Origin of the sequence: Nonomuraea jiangxiensis (assembly GCF_900099965.1) — a bacterium.
Lineage (GTDB): Bacteria > Actinomycetota > Actinomycetes > Streptosporangiales > Streptosporangiaceae > Nonomuraea > Nonomuraea jiangxiensis.
In genome coordinates this window covers 286,466-303,857 of sequence record NZ_FNDJ01000012.1, presented here as the reverse complement: position 1 = coordinate 303,857, position 17,392 = coordinate 286,466, and the positions used below count along the sequence as shown (strand labels likewise).

The following is a 17,392-nucleotide window of genomic DNA, read 5'->3' as shown; positions in this document are numbered from 1 at the left end:
ACGGCTGAGACAAGAACTCCAGCACCCTACTGGCAAGGGTCAAGACTTGTCAGACATTAGGCTGATCACTGAAGAAAAGGGGGGAAGGCGGATGCATTCGCTGGAGGACTACGTCCGGGGTGTACGGGCCGGGTCACGCACCTGGATCGCCCGTGCGATCACGCTGGTCGAGTCGACCAGGGCGGACCACATCGCCCTGGCGCAGCGGTTGCTCGTCGAGCTCACCCCCTTGTCCGGGCACGCGTGCCGGGTGGGGATCTCCGGTGTGCCGGGGGTGGGGAAGTCGACGTTCATCGACGCGCTCGGGACGCTGCTGACCGGGCGCGGGCACAAGGTCGCCGTGCTGGCCGTGGATCCCTCCTCCAGCCGGACAGGGGGCAGCATCCTGGGGGACAAGACCCGGATGTCGCGCCTGGCGGTCGATCCCGCCGCCTTCATCCGGCCGTCGCCGACCTCCGGCACCCTCGGCGGCGTCACCAAGGCGACCAGGGAGGCCATGGTCGTGGTCGAGGCCGCCGGGTTCGACGTGGTGCTGGTCGAGACCGTGGGCGTGGGGCAGTCGGAGACCGCGGTGGCCGACATGGTGGACACGTTCCTGCTGCTCACGCTGGCGCGTACCGGCGATCAGCTGCAGGGGATCAAGAAGGGTGTGCTGGAGCTGGCCGACGTGATCGCGGTCAACAAGGCCGACGGCGAACACGAGCTCCCGGCCAGGAAGGCGGCGCGGGAGCTCGCGGGGGCGCTGCGCATGCTGCGGTACGACGCGGCGTCGGGGACCGGGCCGCCGCCCGTACTGACCTGCAGCGCCCTGACCGGGGACGGGCTGGAGCGGCTGTGGCGGCAGGTGCTGGCCCATCAGGAGTCGCTCGACCTGGGAGCCAAGCGGCGGGCGCAGCAGGTGCAGTGGACCTGGACGCTGGTGCGGGACCGGCTGCTGGCCGAGCTGCGCGACGATCCCGAGGTGGCCGCGATCACGGAGGAAGTGGAGCGGGAGGTGCTCGCGGGTGAGCTGACACCCGCGCTCGCCGCCGACCGCCTCCTGGCCGCCTTCAAACGCCCCTGACCACCGCCTCCCGGCCCCGCCTCCCGGCCGCCTTCGAGCGTCCTTGACCGCCGGTGGCCAGCCGTCTTCCAGGGTCCCTGACCGCCGCGCCGGGAGTGGTGGCCGTCCGGGCTCTCTCGCCGGGTACCGCCCCGTGATTCGGGCTGGACGCGCCTGTCGGAGCAGCATCGGAAACCCGCGGATGGAATACCTCCACCCGGGAGTGAAGATTCCGCCTCCGCAAGGATTCCGCCGACCGGGCCGCCCCCGCGGGCCATGTCACGATGGCGCGCAACCTAGGTGGGGAGAGGCGACACATGTGTGCGGAAGCGACGCTGCCAAAAACGGTGGCGGGAGCACTGGAGGAGTACGGCCGGCTGCTGAGTGAACACGGCATCACCTGGGGGGAGCCGGAGATCCACTATGTGAAGTTCTTCGCCAGGCGCAGGGTGCTGCCGCCGTCGTTGTTCGACCGGTTCTGGCAGCTCGTCCTCCGGTCGGTGGCCGAGAGCCATCCGGACGAGCCGCTCGACCAGCTCGCCGCCCGGCTGGCCGAACCCGACTACGACCGGGTGCTCCGCGACACCCTGGCCGGTGAGCTGCCGGGACACCTCGTCGCCCTGCGGGTCACGCCGGACGGGATCTCGCTGGAAGGCGCCCCGCGAACGGTGCTACTGCCGATGCCGCCCGGCGCCGACGCCCAACCGGCCCGGCGCAAGGCCCGATGGCGGCGGACCGGCGGGACGCCTTTCGTGCTGCTACCCGGCGGCGCCCGTTCCGCAGCGCAACGCCTCGCCGCCCGCCCAGCCCCAACCCCAACCCTGGCCCCGACCGCAATCCCGGCCCCGGCCCCCGCCCTGGCCGCGACCTCGGGGCCCGCCCACACCAAGGGGTCGGTGGGGGCTTCGTTGCCCGGTAGGGGGGAGGAGGGGATCTCGTTGCTCGTCGACTCCAGCCGCGAGCACTCCTGCCTGGTCTCCGTCGACGACGTCCAGCGGCGGCTCACCCCGTACGGCGCCTGGCTGGTGCAGGTGGATCAGGACAGCACGATCGTCGTCGACGGCGTCCGCGTGCGCCTGGACACCCTCCTGCGGCCCACCCCGGCCGCCAGACTGCGCCTGCTGGCGGGCATGCCCTGCCGGTGGAGCGTCATGGCGGCCGACGGCGGCGGCTGGTTCCCGGCCGACACCCCGCACCGCCACGACTACCACGGCCGCCCGTACTTCCACGGCGACGACCTGGAGTTGGAGGTCCCCGCCGCCCCCCTGACGATCACCGTGGCCCGGGGCATGGAGTACGGCGAGGCGACGCTGGAGGTCACCCCGGACCCCGGCGGGACGCACCTGATCAGGCTGACCCCGGAGCGCCTGTACGACGCGGCCGCCCGCGGCTGGTACGGCGCCGACATGCACGTACACCTCAACTGGGCGGGCGACCTGGTGGGCCTGCCCGCCGACGCGGCCGCCGCCCAGCACGGCGAGGACCTGCACGTGCTCAACCTGCTGGCGGGCAACGTCTCCGGCCGGCGCGTCTACGACCGCGAGGCGCTGGAGCACTGGACGGACGTGGACCTGCCGTGGTCCGACGCCACCCACGTGGCCAGGATGGGCGTCGAATACCGCAACGACCTGCTCGGCCACATCTACGCCTTCGCGCCCCGCGCCGCCCCGGGCCGCTACCACACCGGGTTCGCCGGGGACTCGGACTGGCCGCCCAACGCCGACGGGCTGCGGGAGCTGCGCGGCCTCGGCGCGCTCGTCGGCTACAGCCACCCCTTCAAGACCCCGATCGCCGACGGCGACCCGCCCAAGGGCGTCGTGTCGCCGGTGCCGCGCAACTGCGCCGCCCGCGAGCTGGTCGCCGACGCCGCGCTCGGCCTGGTGGACAGCCTCGACGTGCTCACGCACGCCTCGATCCTCTCCACGGCGGCGGTCTACAGGCGGCTGATCGGCGCGGGCAACCGGCTGGCCGTCACCGCGGGCACAGACGCGATGATCTCCTTCACCCGCTCCGACAACCAGTCGAACCCGCCCGGCTGGGCCCGTGTCTACGCCCGGCTCGACGGGCCGCTGACTGCCAGGTCGTTCGCGGCGGCGGTACGCGCGGGCCGTACGTTCGCCACCACCGGCCCCTGGCTGGAGCTGACCGTGGACGGCCACGGCCCGGGACACGTCATCGACGCCCGCCCGGGACAGCAGATCACGATCACCGCCTCCGCCGTGGGCCCGGAGGTCGCGGCCGTGCGCATCCGTACGGCGGACGGCGTGCGGGCGGGCGCGGCGCGGCTGCCGGTCGACGACCGGCGGGCGGGCGGCGAGCGGCTGACCGTGACGACCTCCTTCCAGGTCGACACCCCGACGTACGTGGTGGCCGAGGTCCTGTGCGACCCGCACCCGCGCACCCTGACCTCCACCGGGTACGCCCTGACCAGCCCCGTCTACGTGGACGTGCACGGCCGGCGCGTGGCCAGGCAGGAGGACGTGCGCTGGTGCCTGGAGTGGCTGGACCTGCTGGAGGACCTCATCAGGCAGCACGGCCGGCTGGCCGGCCCGTACCAGTTCGGCGATCACATGTCCCTGCTGGAGCAGGCCAGGGCCGTTTACCGGGGGCGGCTAAGCTGACCGCGGTGAACGTCAAAGACCTGCTCCGCGCCCACCCCTTCTGGCTCGAACATTTCGAGTCACGCGACGGCGTGGACCTCGTGCTGCCCGCCGACCTGCCGGCGGCGTTACTGCGGCTGGCGGTGCCGCACGAGGACATCAACCAGGTCATCGCCGCCCGGCCCGAGCCGGGCGGCCCCCTGTGGTGGCTGGCCGAGCGGTGCGTGCACAGTCTGGTGTCCACCATGGGCAGCCTCGACAGCCCGCCGATGTTCCCGGAGCTGCCCGAGCTGGGGCCGTACTTCTACGTCTACGTCTACCTCGCGGCCCTGCCGCACACCCGCCGTTACCACCGCGAGCTGGGCATTCCCGAGGAGGTGTCCTGGGCGACGTTCACTGACCTGGGCCGTAACATGGCCGTGCACCGCAAGCGGCACGGCACCGGCGGGCTGCACGCGCCCTACTGGTTCATGCTGCACGCCCGCGGCCTGCTCTACGAGCTCGGCCGGCTGCAGTTCAACCGGGGCAGGTTCGGCGGGACCGCCGTTGAGGGGGCGCCGGTGGGGCCCGGCGACCTGGTGCTCGACGTGCACGTCCCCGACTTCCACGGCCCGCTGACGCCCGAGGCGTGCGACGAGTCGTTCGAGCGGGCCAGGCGGTTCTTCCCCCGGCATTTCCCGCAGGAGGACTACCGGGTCATGACGTGCGCGTCGTGGCTGCTGGACGAGCAGCTCGCCGGTTACCTGCCGGCGGGCTCCAACATCGTCGCCTTCCAGCGGCGCTTCCAGCCGCTCGACCGGTTCGAGCACAGTGACGTGTTGTCGTTCGTGTTCGGCGGGGACGCCGCCGATCCGGCCCGGCTGCCGCGCCGTACGCGGCTGGAGCGGGCCGTCGCCGACCACCTGGCGGCGGGCGGCACCTGGTACGGCCGTCAGGGCTGGCTCTCCTTCTGAATCAAACAGGCAGCTCACTTCCTAGCCGCATGTGCTAGTTTTTGGCCATGCGGTCAGAAAATGAGGCGAGCGGTCAGAAGGGCCGGTCGTTCATCGAGGAGGCCAGGCGTGCCCAGATCGTCGCCTCGGCCGTGGAGGTGATCGCCGAGGTGGGCTTCGCCCATGCGTCGCTGGCACGGATCGCCAAGCACGCGGGGATCAGCAAGGGCGTCATCTCCTACCACTTCGGCAGCAAGGACGAGCTGATGGAGGAGGTCGTCGGGCGCGTCTACAGCACCATCGGCGAGCACGTGGCGGAGAAAATGGCGGGCCTGCGGACGGCCACCGAGATGATCAGGACGCACGTCCGGAGCGTGGCCGAGCACATGCGCGGCCACCGCGCCCAGCTCATCGCGCTGGGCGAGATCTTCTACAACCTCAGGACCGCCGACAACACACCCCGCTACGGGATCAACGCCAGCGAGGAGATCTTCCGCGCCATGGAGGAGGTCTACCGCCTCGGCCAGGAGAGCGGGGAGTTCCGGGAGTTCGACCGGCGCGTCATGGCCATCACGCACTCCTCGGCCATCGACGCCATGTTCGCGTACTGGGTGGCCAACCCGGAGCACGACCTGGACGCGCACGCCTCAGAACTTGCAGACCTCATCGAAAGGGCATGCAGACAATGACAGCCGAGCCGACCACGAAGACCAGGCTCTATGCGGTGGACAACCTGCGGATCGTGCTGACCGTGCTGGTGATCGCCCATCACTGCGCGGTCACGTACGGCAACATTCCCCTCTGGTTCTACACCGAGCCCGCCCAGGACGCCACGGGAGCCGTCCTGGACATCCTGGTCGTCTTCAACCAGGCGTTCTTCATGGGCTTCTTCTTCCTCATCTCCGGCTTATTCACCCCCGGCTCCTACGAGCGCAAGGGAGCCCGCCTGTTCGTGCGCGACCGGCTGGTGCGGCTCGGCATCCCGCTGCTGGTCTTCCTCATCCTGCTGCGGCCGCTGGCCAACTTCCCCGGCTATCTGGCCGTGGACATGCCGTACTGGCAGTACTACCTGCTCTCCTGGGACCCGGGGCCCATGTGGTTCGTCGAGGTGCTGATCGTCTTCGCGCTGGCCTTCGCGGCCTGGCGGAGCCTGCGCGCGCCCGCCGGCCGGGAGCCGTCCCCGCTCACGTTCCCGGCGATCGTGCTGTTCGTGCTGGGACTCGCCGTCGTGACCGCCCTGTGGCGGATCCTGGTGCCGGTCGGCAGCTACGTACCGGTGCTGGGGCTGCCGACGCCGTACTACCTGCCGCAGTACGCGAGCATGTTCGCGATCGGCTGCGTGGCCTTCCGGCGTGGCTGGTTCGAGTCGCTGCCCGCGCGGGCCGGGTGGCTCGGCCTGGTCATGGCGGGGGTGTCGGCCGTCGTGCTGCTGCCGCTGTCGGCGGTCACCACCGGCGCGGTGAGCTCGGTGCTCGGCGCGCTGTGGGAGTCGGCCTTCGCGGTCAGCATGATCATCGGGCTGTCGGTGGTGTTCCGGCGGCGGTTCAACGACCAGGGGCCGCGCGGCAGGTTCCTGTCCGAGCACGCCTTCACCGTCTACATCGTGCACCCGATCGTGCTGGTCGCCCTCGGCTACGCGCTGAGCCGGCTGCAGGCCGTCGCGGTCGTCAAGTTCGCCATCATGCTGGTGCTCGCCCTGCCGCTGTGCTGGGCGCTGGCCTACGCCGTGCGGTCGCTGCCGGGGGCTAAGCGGGTGCTGTGAGCATGCCGGGCAGGGGGGCGGCCCGGCCGTCGCGTACGCACACGTACGTGATCGTGCCGACGGCCACCAGGTCGTCCCCGCGCCGCATGGTGAACGTCATCGTGAGCGACGTGGTGCCCACCCGGGCCGGGGCGCTCTCCACGGCCAGCACGTCACCGAGCCGGGCGGGGGCGTGGTGCTCGCAGCCGCTGGCCTTGACGACCAGGTCGGCGCCCTCGCTCCGGAGCCGGTCGTAGCCGCCCCGGGCGCCCAGCCAGTCGAGGAAGGCGTCCTCGAAATACTCGTAGTAGCGGGTGGCGTGCATCATCGACTGGGCGTCACAGTGGCGCGGGCGCACCGGGAGATGGGAGATCACCCCGGAACCCTACGCCCGGGGGTCGTCCCGCTCCTTCTCAGGAGTCGTAGAAGGAGTCGAGGATCTTGCCGTGGCGATCCTCGACCACCTTGCGCTTGATCTTGAGGCTGGGGGTCAGCTCGCCCGTCTCCACGGTGAAGTCCTCGGCCAGGATCGCGAACTTCTTGACCGTGGAATAGCTGGCCTGGTCCGCGTTGACCTGGTCGATGGCCTTCTCGACCTCCGCCCGCATGCGCGGGTGCTCGCGCAGCGACTCGGCGTCGGCGGGCAGCGACTCGGCCTGCGCCCACGGCTTGACCACGTCCATGTCGAGGGTGACCAGCGCCGTGACGTAGTTGCGCCGGTCGCCGTGCACGAACACGTGCGACACGTACGGGCAGGCCGCCTTGATCCGGCCCTCCAGGTAGGTCGGCGCGATGTACTTGCCGCCCGAGGTCTTGATCAGCTCCTTCTTGCGGTCGGTGATGATCAGCCGGCCGGCCTCGTCCAGCTCGCCGATGTCGCCCGTACGCAGCCAGCCGTCCTCCAGCGCGGCGGCGGTTTCCTCCGGCAGGCCGTGGTATCCGCGCATGACGCCGCGCCCGCCGATGAGGATCTCGCCGTCGTCGTCGATGCGTACCTCGGTGCCCGGCAGCGGCAGCCCGACGCTGCCGAACTTGACCGAGTCCGGCCGGTTGAGGAAGTTGCCCGCCGAGGACTCGGTCAGGCCGTACCCCTCCAGGATCGTCAGGCCCGCCCCGTCGAAGAACTCGGCGATCTCCCGCGACAGCGGGGCGGCGCCGGCGATGAAGAACCGGATCCGGCCGCCGAACCGGGCCCGCAGCTTGCTGAACACCAGGCGGTCGGCCAGCGCGTATTCGAGCCGGGTGGTGAACGGGACGGCGGCGCCGCGCTGGCGGGCCCTGCTGACCCGGATGCCGGTCGCCCGCGCCCAGGTGAAGATGCGCAGCTTGAGACCGCCCTCGCGCTGCTGGGTCGCGACCACGGTGTTATGGATCTTCTCGAAGATGCGCGGCGCGGCGGCCATGAACGTCGGCTTCACCACGCCGAGGTTGTCGGCGATCTTGTCCAGCCGGCCGTCCACGGCGGTGCACACGCCGATGTCGATCATCACCACCTCCAGCAGCTTGCCGAAGGAGTGCGACAGCGGCAGCCACAGGAAGTGCAGGTCGGACCCGGAGATCATGTCCAGACCGCGTACGGACTCCGCCGCGAACAGCCAGTTGTCGTGGGTCAGCTCCACGCCCTTGGGGCGGCCGGTGGTGCCGGAGGTGTAGATGAGGGTGGCCAGGTCGTCCTGGGCGATGGCGTCCACCATCGCGTCGTAGTCGCCCTCGCCGCTCAGCGAGTCGAACGTGACCACCCAGCCGTCGTCGCCGGCCGAGCCGTCGATGACGACCACGTGCGTGACGCCGGGCAGCTCCTCCCGTACCGACCTGATCTTGGCGACCTGCTCGTCGTTCTCGGCGATGACGATGGTGCTGCCGGAGTCCGTGATGACGAAGGCGGACTCGGCGGCGGTGTTGGAAGGGTAGATCGTGGTCGTGGCCGCCCCGGTGGCCAGCACGGCCAGGTCGGCGAGGATCCACTCGATCCGGGTGGAGCAGAGGATCGACACGCGCGTCCCCGGCCTCGCCCCCAGCTCCGACAGGCCCAGGGCCAGCCCGCGCACCCGCTCGCCCACCTCCCGCCAGGACAGTGAGGCCCAGCCGTCGTCCGAGGGGAATCGGTACGCCTCGGCGTCGGGGGTCGCCGCGATCCGGTCGCGGAGCAGGGAGGGAATGCTCGACATGCCTGACCTCCAGGGAGTGTTGGAGCCGACTCTAGGACCCCGGGCCCCTCTCAGTCGATGGTCTTGATCGATGAGCGCCGTGGCAGCGCGGTGGCGACCAGCGTCGACGTGCGCACCTCCCACGCGCCGCAGGCGCACCGCAGGTAGGAGACCAGGCCCTCGGACGTGCGATGGGAGGAGACGACGGTCAGGGCGAGGGGGTCGTGCGGCTCAGTATGCATGATTCCAACCTGATGTAATGGCCTTATGCATTTCAACACTTACGGCGGCAACGGGGCGGCCCTGGCGGCGGCGCTGGTCAACGCGACCGACTTCGCCCCGGCGCCTGTCACCGCGCTGCTGTCGGAGCACCGCATGCTCCGCACCGCCGTCACCATGGAGGAGGCCGCGGAGCTGCGGGAGTGGGCGGGCCGGCTCGCGCCGGTGTTCGGGGAGCGGATCCAGGAGGTCCAGATCAAGCTGATCAACGACCTGCTCGACGTCACCGCGGCCAAGCCGTACGTCAGCGCCCACGACGGCCGCGAGCCCCACCTGCACTTCTTCTCCGTGGAGGCCGACATCGTCGCCCGGACGAAGGACACCACCGCGGGCGGCCTGGCGATGGCGATCTCGTTCGCCGGCGGGCGGCGGCTCGGACGGTGCGACCGCGAGGGCTGCGGGACCGTCTACGTCGACACCTCACGCAACGGGCGGCGCCGGTTCTGCTCGCCGGGCTGCGCGAACAGGGTCAACGTGGCGGCCCATCGGGCGCGTCGGCTTGCCGGTTGATCCGGATTTCGCCTAAGCTCCCGTGTGTCGTACAACCGAACCGTGGGGGCAGTTGACGTGAGGATCTGAGGTCGCGGGCACCGCGCCGTTCCGCCCTGTCGTGGGCATGCGCGCACACCTGGACCTCGGCGATGTCCTCGCCTCCACCGTTTAAGTTCGGTACGGCTCCTGTGTGTCGCGCGTTGATGCGGTGATTCCCGCCAAGTCACGAAATTTCGATTTCTGTGATGGGAGCCGCCTTATGTCTTATTCCATTGTGGTAGACCACGTTTCCTTCGGCTGGCCGGACGGCACCACGGTGCTCGACGGGCTCGATGCCGCGTTCCCCGCCGGGCGTACCGGGCTGATCGGGGTCAACGGGTCGGGCAAGTCCACCCTGCTGAAGATCATCGCCCGGGAGCTGGTCCCGGGATCCGGCTCGGTGTCCGTCTCGGGAGAGGTCGGATACCTGCCGCAGAACGTGCCGCTGGGCGCCGGCCGTACCGTGTCGGACCTGCTGGAGATCAGCGCGACCCGGGCGGCGCTGCACGCCATCGAGGGCGGCGACGCGGCCGAGGAGCACTTCGCCGCGGTCGGCGACGACTGGGACGTCGAGGAGCGCGCGCGGGCCGAGCTCGACCGGCTCGGCCTGGACCACGTCGGGCTGGACCGTACGGTCGGCACGCTGTCCGGCGGCGAGTCCATCATGGTCGCGCTGGCCGCCCAGCTGCTCAAGCGGCCCGAGGTGCTGCTGCTCGACGAGCCCACCAACAACCTCGACCTGGACGCGCGCGAGCGGCTGCACGCCGCCGTCGGGGCCTGGCAGGGCGTGCTGGTGGTCGTCAGCCACGACCGGGCGCTGCTCGAACTCGTCGACCAGATCGCCGAGCTGCGCGACGGCGCCGTCCGGATGTACGGCGGCAACCTCGCCCGCTACGAGGAGCAGGTCGCGGGCGAGCAGGAGGCAGCCGCGCGCCTGGTACGCACCGCCGAAGGCGAGGTGAGACGGCAGGCGCGCGAGCTCGTCGAGACCAGGATCAAGATCGACAGGAACGCGCGCACCGGCAGGAAGGCCGCCGAGAACAACCGGGTGCCGAAGATCATCGCGGGCGCGCGCAAGCGGCAGGCCCAGGTGACCGCGGGCAGGCAGCGCGCGCTGGCCGTGGAGAAACTGGAGGAGGCCCGCGAGCGGCTGAACGAGGCCGAGCAGGCCGTGCGCGACGACGCGGAGATCCGCATCCAGCTCCCTGGCACCGAGGTGCCCGCGGGCCGTACGGTCCTGACCCTCCCGCTGGCCCGCGCGGCCGGTGACGATGAGCAGGTCGCCGGGGTGGGCGGGAAGGTGCTGGAGACGCTCGTCGTGCGCGGGCCCGAGCGCATCGCCCTGCTCGGCCCCAACGGCTCGGGCAAGACGACGCTGCTCAAGCGGATCGTCCGACAGGGCGCCCAGGTGCCCGTCCGCTACCTGCCGCAGCGGCTCGACCTGCTGGACGACCGGCTGAGCGTGCTCGACAACGTTCGCGCCGTGGCCCCCTCGGCCTCGGTGAACGACGTACGGGCCCGCCTGGCGCGCTTCCTGTTCCGGGGCGATCGGGCCAACCAGGCCGCCGGCACCCTGTCGGGCGGCGAGCGGTTCCGCGCCACCCTGGCCGCGCTCCTGTCGGCCGAGCCGCCGCCGCAACTGCTGCTGCTCGACGAGCCGACGAACAACCTGGACCTGGCCAGCGTCCGCCAGCTCTCCCAGGCGTTGTCGGCGTACCGGGGTGCGCTGATCGTGGTCAGCCACGACCTGCCGTTCCTGGAGACGATCGGGATCACCCGCCGGCTGCGCCAGGATCGGGACGGTGGACTGGCGGAATCGTAATTGACGCGTGGGGATCAACCCGGCGATAGTGTGGCAGGTGGCTGTACCTCGGTTGATCCCCTCCCTTCTCGCCCTGGCAACGCTCACACTCAGCGCTTGTTCCGCGGACGTGCCTTCACCGACCGGTGGCGAGCCGAGGGCCAGCGGCGTTGCGGGCGGCAAGGGCGGCGTCGCCGCCAACGGCGGGGCCGGGGCCAGCGCGAGGCCCAGCCCGGCCGCCCTGACCGCCGAGGCCTACAAGAGCGAGCTCGACAGCAGGCACAAGTCGATGGCCGGCGCGATCAGCGCCCTGGCGAACGCGGGCGGCCTCAAGGCCCTGAACCAGCGGGTGGACCGTGCCGAGCGGGCGCTGACCGGCGCGGCCGACGCGCTCGGCGCGCTCACCCCGCCCGAGGCCGTACGCGCCCAGCACGACGCATATGTGACGAGCCTGCGCGACTTCGCCGACGAGCTGGGCACCACGGCCGGCAAGGTCGGCGCCAGGGAGCTGTGCACCTCCTCGGCCGTGCTCACCGACCTCGACGACCGGCTGGACGAGCTCGACAAGGCGGGGGAGGCCCTGCAGGACGCCGGTGACTACCCGGCCGACGTCGTGGACGTGTCGGCCAGGAGCAAGCAGACCCGGCGGCTGAGCAACGGCTCGTTCGTCCGCCGGGGCACCCTCAACGGCCGCAGCTCGCTGGAGATCGACAACGGCGGCCCCCGCGACGCGGTGGTGACCGTCGTCCGGGGCGGCAGCAAGGTGTTCAGCGTCTATGTGCGCAAGAAGGCCAAGTTCAGGGTCAGGGGCGTGCGCGACGGCACGTACAAGGTCTTTTTCACGCAGGGCGTGGACTGGGACGGCAAGCGCAGGGCGTTCACCCGCCAGTGCAGCTTCGAGCGGTTTCAGGAGTCGGTGACGTTCAAGACGACGTTCAGTGCCACGCAGATCCGCTGGCACGACTGGCGCATCACGCTGCACTCCATCACCGGCGGCAATGCCCGCACCTCGCCGGTGGATCCGGACGACTTCCCGGAGTGAGCACCTGGGCAGGTCACGACCACTAGGCCAGGACAACCCGAGGGCCGCGCACCCGCGTGCGCGGCCCTTCCTGGATCAGGTCGAGAACAGCATGCCCACCCAGCTGCGCTGCCCATGACGGCCGTGGTGGCCGTGGTGGCCGTGGTGGCCGCCGTGCGGCGCGCCCCACGCGGGGCCGGGGGCGGGCGGGGGAGCCGCGTGGTACTGCGACTCCATCCGAGTCAGCGTCTCAAGCTCGCCGTAGTCGAGGAAGATCCCCCGGCAGTTGTCGCACTGCTCGATGTGGATGCCGTTGCGCTCGTAAGTCCGCATGTTCCCGCGGCACTTGGGACACTGCATCTAAGTCGCTCTCCTTGCCTTCGAGGTCTCCAAGGTGAAACCTACCGCGCGCAACCCCGTCACGCTCTGACGATTCTGTTGCACGATTCGACCAACGAATGCTCCACCTCGTCCAGTTCCCGGCCCTCGCGCCCGGCGTTGACCACGGCGACCGCGGCGAGCTGGACGGTGAGCGCCCTGGCGGGCACGTCGAGCCGCTGCCACGGGTCGTCGCCGCGCCCCAGCGCGGGCCCGCCGGAGGCGAGATAGGCCCCCAGGAACCGCTCCCACACGACCGGGTCGAGCAGCCCGGCGGCGAACCAGGCGGCCGGTCTGGCCAGGTCCCACGCCGGGTCACCGACGCCGAGGTCGTCGACGTCGATGAGCAGCCAGCGGTCGCGGTGGACGAGCTGGCCCAGGTGCCAGTCACCGTGCGTGAGCAGCCCGGGCAGCGATCCGCGGGGCGAGGGCGTCTCGGGCAGTTCCTTGAAGGTCCGCCTGATGAGCTGCTCGACGGGCCCGTCGCCGGGCATGCGGTCCACCGCGCGGGCGGCCCTGGCGGGTCCGCCGGCCGGGGGCAGCTCGGGGAGCAGCGTGAGCGGCACGGCGTGCAGCCGGGCCAGCAGCCTGGCGCCCTCCTCCCAGGGCGCGGAGTCGGGGTCGTCCTGCGCGACGGGGCGGCCGGTGGGCCAGACCGTCACCGCGCGTCCCCCGGCCGAGAGCACCTCCGGCTCCAGCGGGGCCAGCATCACGCCGCTGACCGCGGCCGAGGCGGCGGCCCGCAACCTCGGCCGCAACGCCTCCACGTCGTCACGCGCGGAGTGGGCCTTGACCACGACCTCCCCCAGGCGTAACACCACGACGTCCGTGCGCGTCGGATGTAACACGGGCGTCCCCGCGCCTCCGTAAGACTCCGCGATACCCGTCAACTCCGCCTGCAGACCCACTCGTACAGAGTATTCGGCGGCATGGGCGGCGCATGCCGCCGCACGCGATCACCGGATCGGCCCAAACCTCGACCAGACCTGCCGGCCGTGTCGGCGGGCTGCCCATGTTCGGCATGGAGCCATCGCATGCCAGTCGATGCCCCCGAGTGCCGCCGCTTGCGGAATACACGCGGAATGATCTCGCCACCCCCTGCGGCTCCCCACGCAGGGATGCCCGAGTGACGGCGGTGGCTGCCGGCGTGCTGGACGCTCCCGTTCTGGCAGTGGCGCCCTCAAAGACGCTCATCCTGGCGTCCGTGCCGCGCGGCATACGCCGCGCTCCCGGCCGGCAAGAGTTCCTTCGCGCACTGCGAGAGGATCCCGAGGTCCTCAGGCTTCGCTACGACGGATACGGCGACCTCCTCCGCCCGGTATGTCCAAGGCGGCGGTGAAGCACTGCATCAGGTGCGGGCTTGGGGATTGGGCTCGTTGCGGGGCAAGGTAGGCGCTGCGGGTGGTGGCGTGGCGAGCGCGTGCAGCTAACGGTATTGGTGCGGCGGCGCGTTGTCGCGTTTCAATATCCGCTTTGTACGTATCTCACGGAGACCTGAGCTGTTCCCTGGAGAAGCAGGGCTGCGCCAAGCGCGGTGGCCTGCGCGGGGGAGTGGCACGCGTCGACGCACATGCTCGATTTCGCCTATGGCAGAAGTAACCGGAGTGGATGTAGCGTTACGAGCCGACTCTCCAGGAATTTGGTGCAAAGGGGTCCACGTGGCGCTGTTCGAAGTCCAGATGCGTACCGCGTCCTTTCTCGCCGCGCAACTTCGGGGGGTTCAGTCCCGCCGAAACTGCCTCCCGCCCCCATTTCCGATCGGGGGTTTCCAGATCCAGGTGCAACGGATCGAATTCGGGGCCAACTCCATACGGCACAACGTCCCGAGCGAGTTCTATGTCTACTATCGCGAACCACGCCTGAATCCGGATCCTCCCCACTTCTTCCCCACGCCGAATCGCGCGACGGGCTTCAAAACGCAGATCGTCCAGCCTGTCACGCTTCACCTGGTCGAGAGCAACTCCGTCCTGGCGAACCCCAACGCATCTCCCCCGGCGGTCATTCCGCCGATCTCCTTCAGCGCAGTGCTGACTCTGTCCTACGACCCCGTGCCATTCGAAGGATGCAAGCTGTTCACGAGGTTCGACCACATCGAACCGGGACAGCTTCCAGCCCTACCTCCAGGGGTGAACGAGGACCAGCTGTGGGAAATGATCATCGAGTTCGCGAAGAACAGTTTCCAGGTGCCTCCCCAGGAATTCAACTTCACGGGTGGACTGCTGCCGACGAGCGTCACCTGGATAGCGAACGCCGGAGTCAGCGTCAACCACTCGTTGGACCGAATATCGTTTCGCGTCGACCCGTTCGGCGGGACTGACGCAAGCGACATCAGATGGACCAACTTCTACAGCGGAGCACTTGAGGACCGGGTCGGCGCCGCCGATTGGGGACTGTTCCTGGATGCCAGGATGTTGGAATCCAAGCTCACGCGTGATGTCGAGGTCGCGCTGCAGTCCGCGCCCACAGCGCCGTTCCGTCCGAACAGCATCGGCAGCCGCTACTTTGTCGCCGGAGGTGTCCCTTGCGTGGACGTCACGGTGAGCGGTGTCGTGGAAATCCCACTCCTCCCTGATGTCGATGTCGCGCCCACAGTGCACTTCTCGTTCTCGACCCAGACCACCCCGCCGCGGCTCGTCGCCGACGTGCGACTCGACGAGATCCAGAAGCTGCTCGACTTTCCGGCAAGGCTGCTGGGCACGATCAAATCGTTCGCGCCCCCGCTCGGGTACGTGCTCGAACTTGCCATCGGCGATGACGTGAGGGGCATCGCCGGAAAGCTGGGCGGCATCGACGTGTCCCCCGACGGCATGGAATGCACCATGCTCACGCCCACGCATCGCCGCTGCACCATCGAGCCACCGGCCCCCGATCTCGGAGACCTCCGAATGCGGCTGTCCGGCTGTGTCGGGCAGCCCGATGGGATGGTCATCTCCGGTGAGATGCTCACCTCGACCGGCCATCGGCTTGACGGCGGCCTTACCGCATCACAGCCCTCGTTCGAGTCATCCGAATTCGCCTGGATCGGGCCAAAGGTATCGTGCAGCCAGGCAAGCAACCACCTGCTCGACGACGTGCGGCGCAACCCCGACGGCTACGCGTCCCTGTACGCCGAGGTGGCCATCAACCACACCGGGACGACTCCGGTCTACGTGTGCGAAGTCCAGGTGATCAATGACCGCCTCGGAGTGTTCCCCCACAGTGCTCCAGGCCTCCAACTGCTTCGCGACCTCGCACCCACGAAGATCAAAATCAAGATGCCGATGCCGGACTCCCCCGAGTACAACGCGGATCCCTACCCTCTGGACCTGCTGGTCAAGACCTCCGCGGGAGTACAGCTGATCCGCATACCTGCTCCGAAACCAATGACGGATGCCGATCGTGCTCTTGTGGTGGGCTCGGTCGACGTCCAGCTCCGGGCTTGTCCGGCCATCTGGGAGTGGGTCCACGAGGCGAAGGAGGGAAAGTTCGATCTCGCATGGATCGTCGATCCGCTGATCGATCCGCCTTACGAGATGCAGCTGGGGCATTTCTGGGACGTCCGCATCACGGGCTTAATAGGCGATGCGACCGTCACGCTGTTCGACCAGAAAGGCGACCACCTGCTGACGGCCCAGCGGCAGCCGAGCTCGACGCTGAGGCTCCATGCCCTCGTACCTCCTGCGGAGGGCACAGAACTGACGATGCTCAAACAAGGTGAGGGCAGCGTTGAGAACGCGGGCGTCGAGATCAGCCAGCAGGTCATCTCCTCGACTTCCTTGATTCCGCTCCCGAACGAAGCCCTGCGACTGATTCCCGCCACCATATGGTCTCGTGCTGGGATCGTCGCCCTGATGGACGGTAAGGTCGCCGCCTTCGACATGTCGAACCCGCATGCACCGTCACGGGTCGGGGTCTGGTCGGAGCCGGGCCTGACCGCCGTCTGCCCCTGGGAGGGACGGCTCTTCCTCTTCGGCGCCCGAGGCATGACCTCGATCGGGAGCGACCTCGTCCGCACGCCTGTCGAGCCGGCCTCCGGCGAAACCGTCTTGGGCGCGGCGGCCGGAGACAGCGTCGTCTACCTCCTGACATCGAACGGCGTCGACGTACGCGCCGGGTCCGACCTGCACAAGATCAATTGGTGGCCGTTCGAGGGCGGCCAAAGCATTCTGCGTACACGTGACCGGCTGTTCGTTGGCGGGAAGAGGGGACTGGCGTCGTATCGCCTTTCGGATGAGTCGAAACCCGAACTGGAAGCGGTCGACGAGCGGACGATCGTCGCCGATCTGGCCGCCTCGGACGACGGTACGATCGCGATGCTCGACGATGGCTCGGCCATCGAGGTCACGGTGATCGACCGGAAGTTCCGGGAGCTAACCAAATATGGATCCATTCCGCCTTGGGCTCATGCCGTATGGCTGGCGCGCACCGTCGCTCTGCTCGACGCGTCTCACCGGTGGATCGCCGTGGGAGTCGCGGGAGATTCTCGTCTCGAGGTGCCCATGCAGAAGAAGGATTGACCTCGCGCGGCATCGACTACACCGTGGTCCAGGTCAGCGAGAACGAAGACGGCCACCTGGCCGTGTTCGAGATCGTCATCGACGAGGAACCCATTGCGCCCTGCCGACTCTTGGGCGCGGTTAGAGTCTGATCACGACCCTTGGTCGATTTCTCACACACGAAGGCCCCCGACCAGGATCCCACCTGGTCGGACCGTCGCTCCCGCATCGCCGTCGCCTTCCTTTAGGGCGATTGGGGCTTGGGCAGAGAGTATCTCAAGCAATTCTTGGACAATGCCGGGTCGATCCCCATGCAGACCGCCGCGGAGTTCGCGTCCCATAGCCCAGTCTGGCTCTCAGGTGACCGTGATCGCGCGGTGGAATAGCGGGGGAGCGGGGTTGTTAGCAGATGATCATAATCCAGGTTATGGCCATAGATCACTGG

15 protein-coding genes are annotated in these 17,392 nt (G+C 69.4%); 10 read left to right on the top strand and 5 right to left on the bottom strand.

Translation table 11 applies throughout. The features are described 5' to 3' along the window. Nucleotides 1-91: 91 nt before the first annotated feature. The 5 genes from meaB (at nucleotide 92) to BLS95_RS26780 (ending at nucleotide 6,336) form a co-directional block, all read left to right on the top strand. Nucleotides 92-1,063, top strand: coding sequence for a methylmalonyl Co-A mutase-associated GTPase MeaB (gene meaB / locus BLS95_RS26800; protein ID WP_090936868.1), 972 nt, complete (start codon nucleotides 92-94; stop codon nucleotides 1,061-1,063). A gap of 326 nt (nucleotides 1,064-1,389) precedes the next feature. Continuing rightward, entirely contained in the window at nucleotides 1,390-3,663 is a 2,274-nt protein-coding gene (locus tag BLS95_RS26795; protein ID WP_090936865.1) for a CehA/McbA family metallohydrolase, read from the top strand. A 5-nt stretch (nucleotides 3,664-3,668) separates the two neighbouring features. Next, nucleotides 3,669-4,595, top strand: a complete 927-nt coding sequence (locus BLS95_RS26790) for an acyltransferase domain-containing protein (protein ID WP_218135991.1) — start codon at nucleotides 3,669-3,671, stop codon at nucleotides 4,593-4,595. 47 nt (nucleotides 4,596-4,642) lie between these two features. Beyond that, nucleotides 4,643-5,263, top strand: coding sequence for a TetR/AcrR family transcriptional regulator (locus BLS95_RS26785; protein ID WP_090936861.1), 621 nt, complete (start codon nucleotides 4,643-4,645; stop codon nucleotides 5,261-5,263). Continuing rightward, nucleotides 5,251-6,336, top strand: coding sequence for an acyltransferase family protein (locus tag BLS95_RS26780; RefSeq protein ID WP_245765294.1), 1,086 nt, complete (start codon nucleotides 5,251-5,253; stop codon nucleotides 6,334-6,336). The genes BLS95_RS26785 and BLS95_RS26780 overlap by 13 nt, the downstream gene beginning before the upstream one ends. On the opposite strand, the gene BLS95_RS26775 is transcribed toward BLS95_RS26780, so the two are convergent. Genes BLS95_RS26775 through BLS95_RS55865 form a run of 3 tightly spaced genes read right to left on the bottom strand, consistent with a single transcriptional unit; the run spans nucleotide 6,320 to nucleotide 8,704 of the window. Continuing rightward, on the bottom strand, nucleotides 6,320-6,691 hold the full coding sequence (locus BLS95_RS26775) for an acyl-CoA thioesterase (RefSeq protein WP_090936855.1): 372 nt from the start codon (nucleotides 6,689-6,691) through the stop codon (nucleotides 6,320-6,322). The two genes, BLS95_RS26780 and BLS95_RS26775, sit on opposite strands and share 17 nt — an antisense overlap. Nucleotides 6,692-6,728: 37 nt before the next feature. Continuing rightward, a complete protein-coding gene (locus BLS95_RS26770; RefSeq protein ID WP_090936852.1) occupies nucleotides 6,729-8,483 on the bottom strand; it encodes an AMP-dependent synthetase/ligase in 1,755 nt (584 codons plus the stop codon). A gap of 50 nt (nucleotides 8,484-8,533) precedes the next feature. Further along, on the bottom strand, nucleotides 8,534-8,704 hold the full coding sequence (locus BLS95_RS55865) for a hypothetical protein (RefSeq protein WP_176993395.1): 171 nt from the start codon (nucleotides 8,702-8,704) through the stop codon (nucleotides 8,534-8,536). A 25-nt stretch (nucleotides 8,705-8,729) separates the two neighbouring features. On the opposite strand from BLS95_RS55865, the gene BLS95_RS26765 reads away from it, so the two are divergent. From BLS95_RS26765 to BLS95_RS26755, 3 genes are all read left to right on the top strand, one after another. Next, nucleotides 8,730-9,251, top strand: a complete 522-nt coding sequence (locus tag BLS95_RS26765; protein ID WP_090936849.1) for a CGNR zinc finger domain-containing protein — start codon at nucleotides 8,730-8,732, stop codon at nucleotides 9,249-9,251. 241 nt (nucleotides 9,252-9,492) lie between these two features. Next, nucleotides 9,493-11,094 (top strand): ABC-F family ATP-binding cassette domain-containing protein, encoded by a 1,602-nt coding sequence (locus BLS95_RS26760; RefSeq protein WP_090936845.1) that lies wholly within the window; start codon nucleotides 9,493-9,495, stop codon nucleotides 11,092-11,094. Between the two features lie 109 nt (nucleotides 11,095-11,203). Further along, on the top strand, nucleotides 11,204-12,115 hold the full coding sequence (locus tag BLS95_RS26755; protein ID WP_090936842.1) for a hypothetical protein: 912 nt from the start codon (nucleotides 11,204-11,206) through the stop codon (nucleotides 12,113-12,115). A 75-nt stretch (nucleotides 12,116-12,190) separates the two neighbouring features. Here the strand turns inward: BLS95_RS26755 and BLS95_RS26750 are convergent, their stop codons facing one another. Together BLS95_RS26750 and BLS95_RS26745 are read right to left on the bottom strand one after the other, a co-directional pair. Next, entirely contained in the window at nucleotides 12,191-12,454 is a 264-nt protein-coding gene (locus BLS95_RS26750) for a TFIIB-type zinc ribbon-containing protein (protein WP_090936839.1), read from the bottom strand. 59 nt (nucleotides 12,455-12,513) lie between these two features. Next, nucleotides 12,514-13,320, bottom strand: a complete 807-nt coding sequence (locus BLS95_RS26745; RefSeq protein ID WP_245765293.1) for a phosphotransferase — start codon at nucleotides 13,318-13,320, stop codon at nucleotides 12,514-12,516. Between the two features lie 810 nt (nucleotides 13,321-14,130). Here BLS95_RS26745 and BLS95_RS26740 point away from each other — a divergent pair. Together BLS95_RS26740 and BLS95_RS59130 are read left to right on the top strand one after the other, a co-directional pair. Next, nucleotides 14,131-16,968 carry a hypothetical protein gene (locus tag BLS95_RS26740; protein WP_090936832.1) on the top strand — a complete coding sequence of 946 codons (2,838 nt, stop codon included), beginning with the start codon at nucleotides 14,131-14,133 and terminating at the stop codon, nucleotides 16,966-16,968. Further along, on the top strand, nucleotides 16,965-17,099 hold the full coding sequence (locus tag BLS95_RS59130; protein WP_281250042.1) for a hypothetical protein: 135 nt from the start codon (nucleotides 16,965-16,967) through the stop codon (nucleotides 17,097-17,099). Before BLS95_RS26740 ends, BLS95_RS59130 begins: the two co-directional genes overlap by 4 nt. Nucleotides 17,100-17,392: the final 293 nt, after the last annotated feature.

Bases quoted from the DNA above. Each gene is read 5' to 3' on its own strand.
- meaB (WP_090936868.1), top strand. From the start codon at position 92: ATGCATTCGCTGGAGGACTACGTCCGGGGTGTACGGGCCGGGTCACGC.
- BLS95_RS26785 (WP_090936861.1), top strand. From the start codon at position 4,643: ATGCGGTCAGAAAATGAGGCGAGCGGTCAGAAGGGCCGGTCGTTCATC.
- BLS95_RS26780 (WP_245765294.1), top strand. From the start codon at position 5,251: ATGCAGACAATGACAGCCGAGCCGACCACGAAGACCAGGCTCTATGCG.
- BLS95_RS26770 (WP_090936852.1), bottom strand. From the start codon at position 8,483: ATGTCGAGCATTCCCTCCCTGCTCCGCGACCGGATCGCGGCGACCCCC.
- BLS95_RS55865 (WP_176993395.1), bottom strand. From the start codon at position 8,704: ATGCATACTGAGCCGCACGACCCCCTCGCCCTGACCGTCGTCTCCTCC.
- BLS95_RS26765 (WP_090936849.1), top strand. From the start codon at position 8,730: ATGCATTTCAACACTTACGGCGGCAACGGGGCGGCCCTGGCGGCGGCG.
- BLS95_RS26760 (WP_090936845.1), top strand. From the start codon at position 9,493: ATGTCTTATTCCATTGTGGTAGACCACGTTTCCTTCGGCTGGCCGGAC.
- BLS95_RS26750 (WP_090936839.1), bottom strand. From the start codon at position 12,454: ATGCAGTGTCCCAAGTGCCGCGGGAACATGCGGACTTACGAGCGCAAC.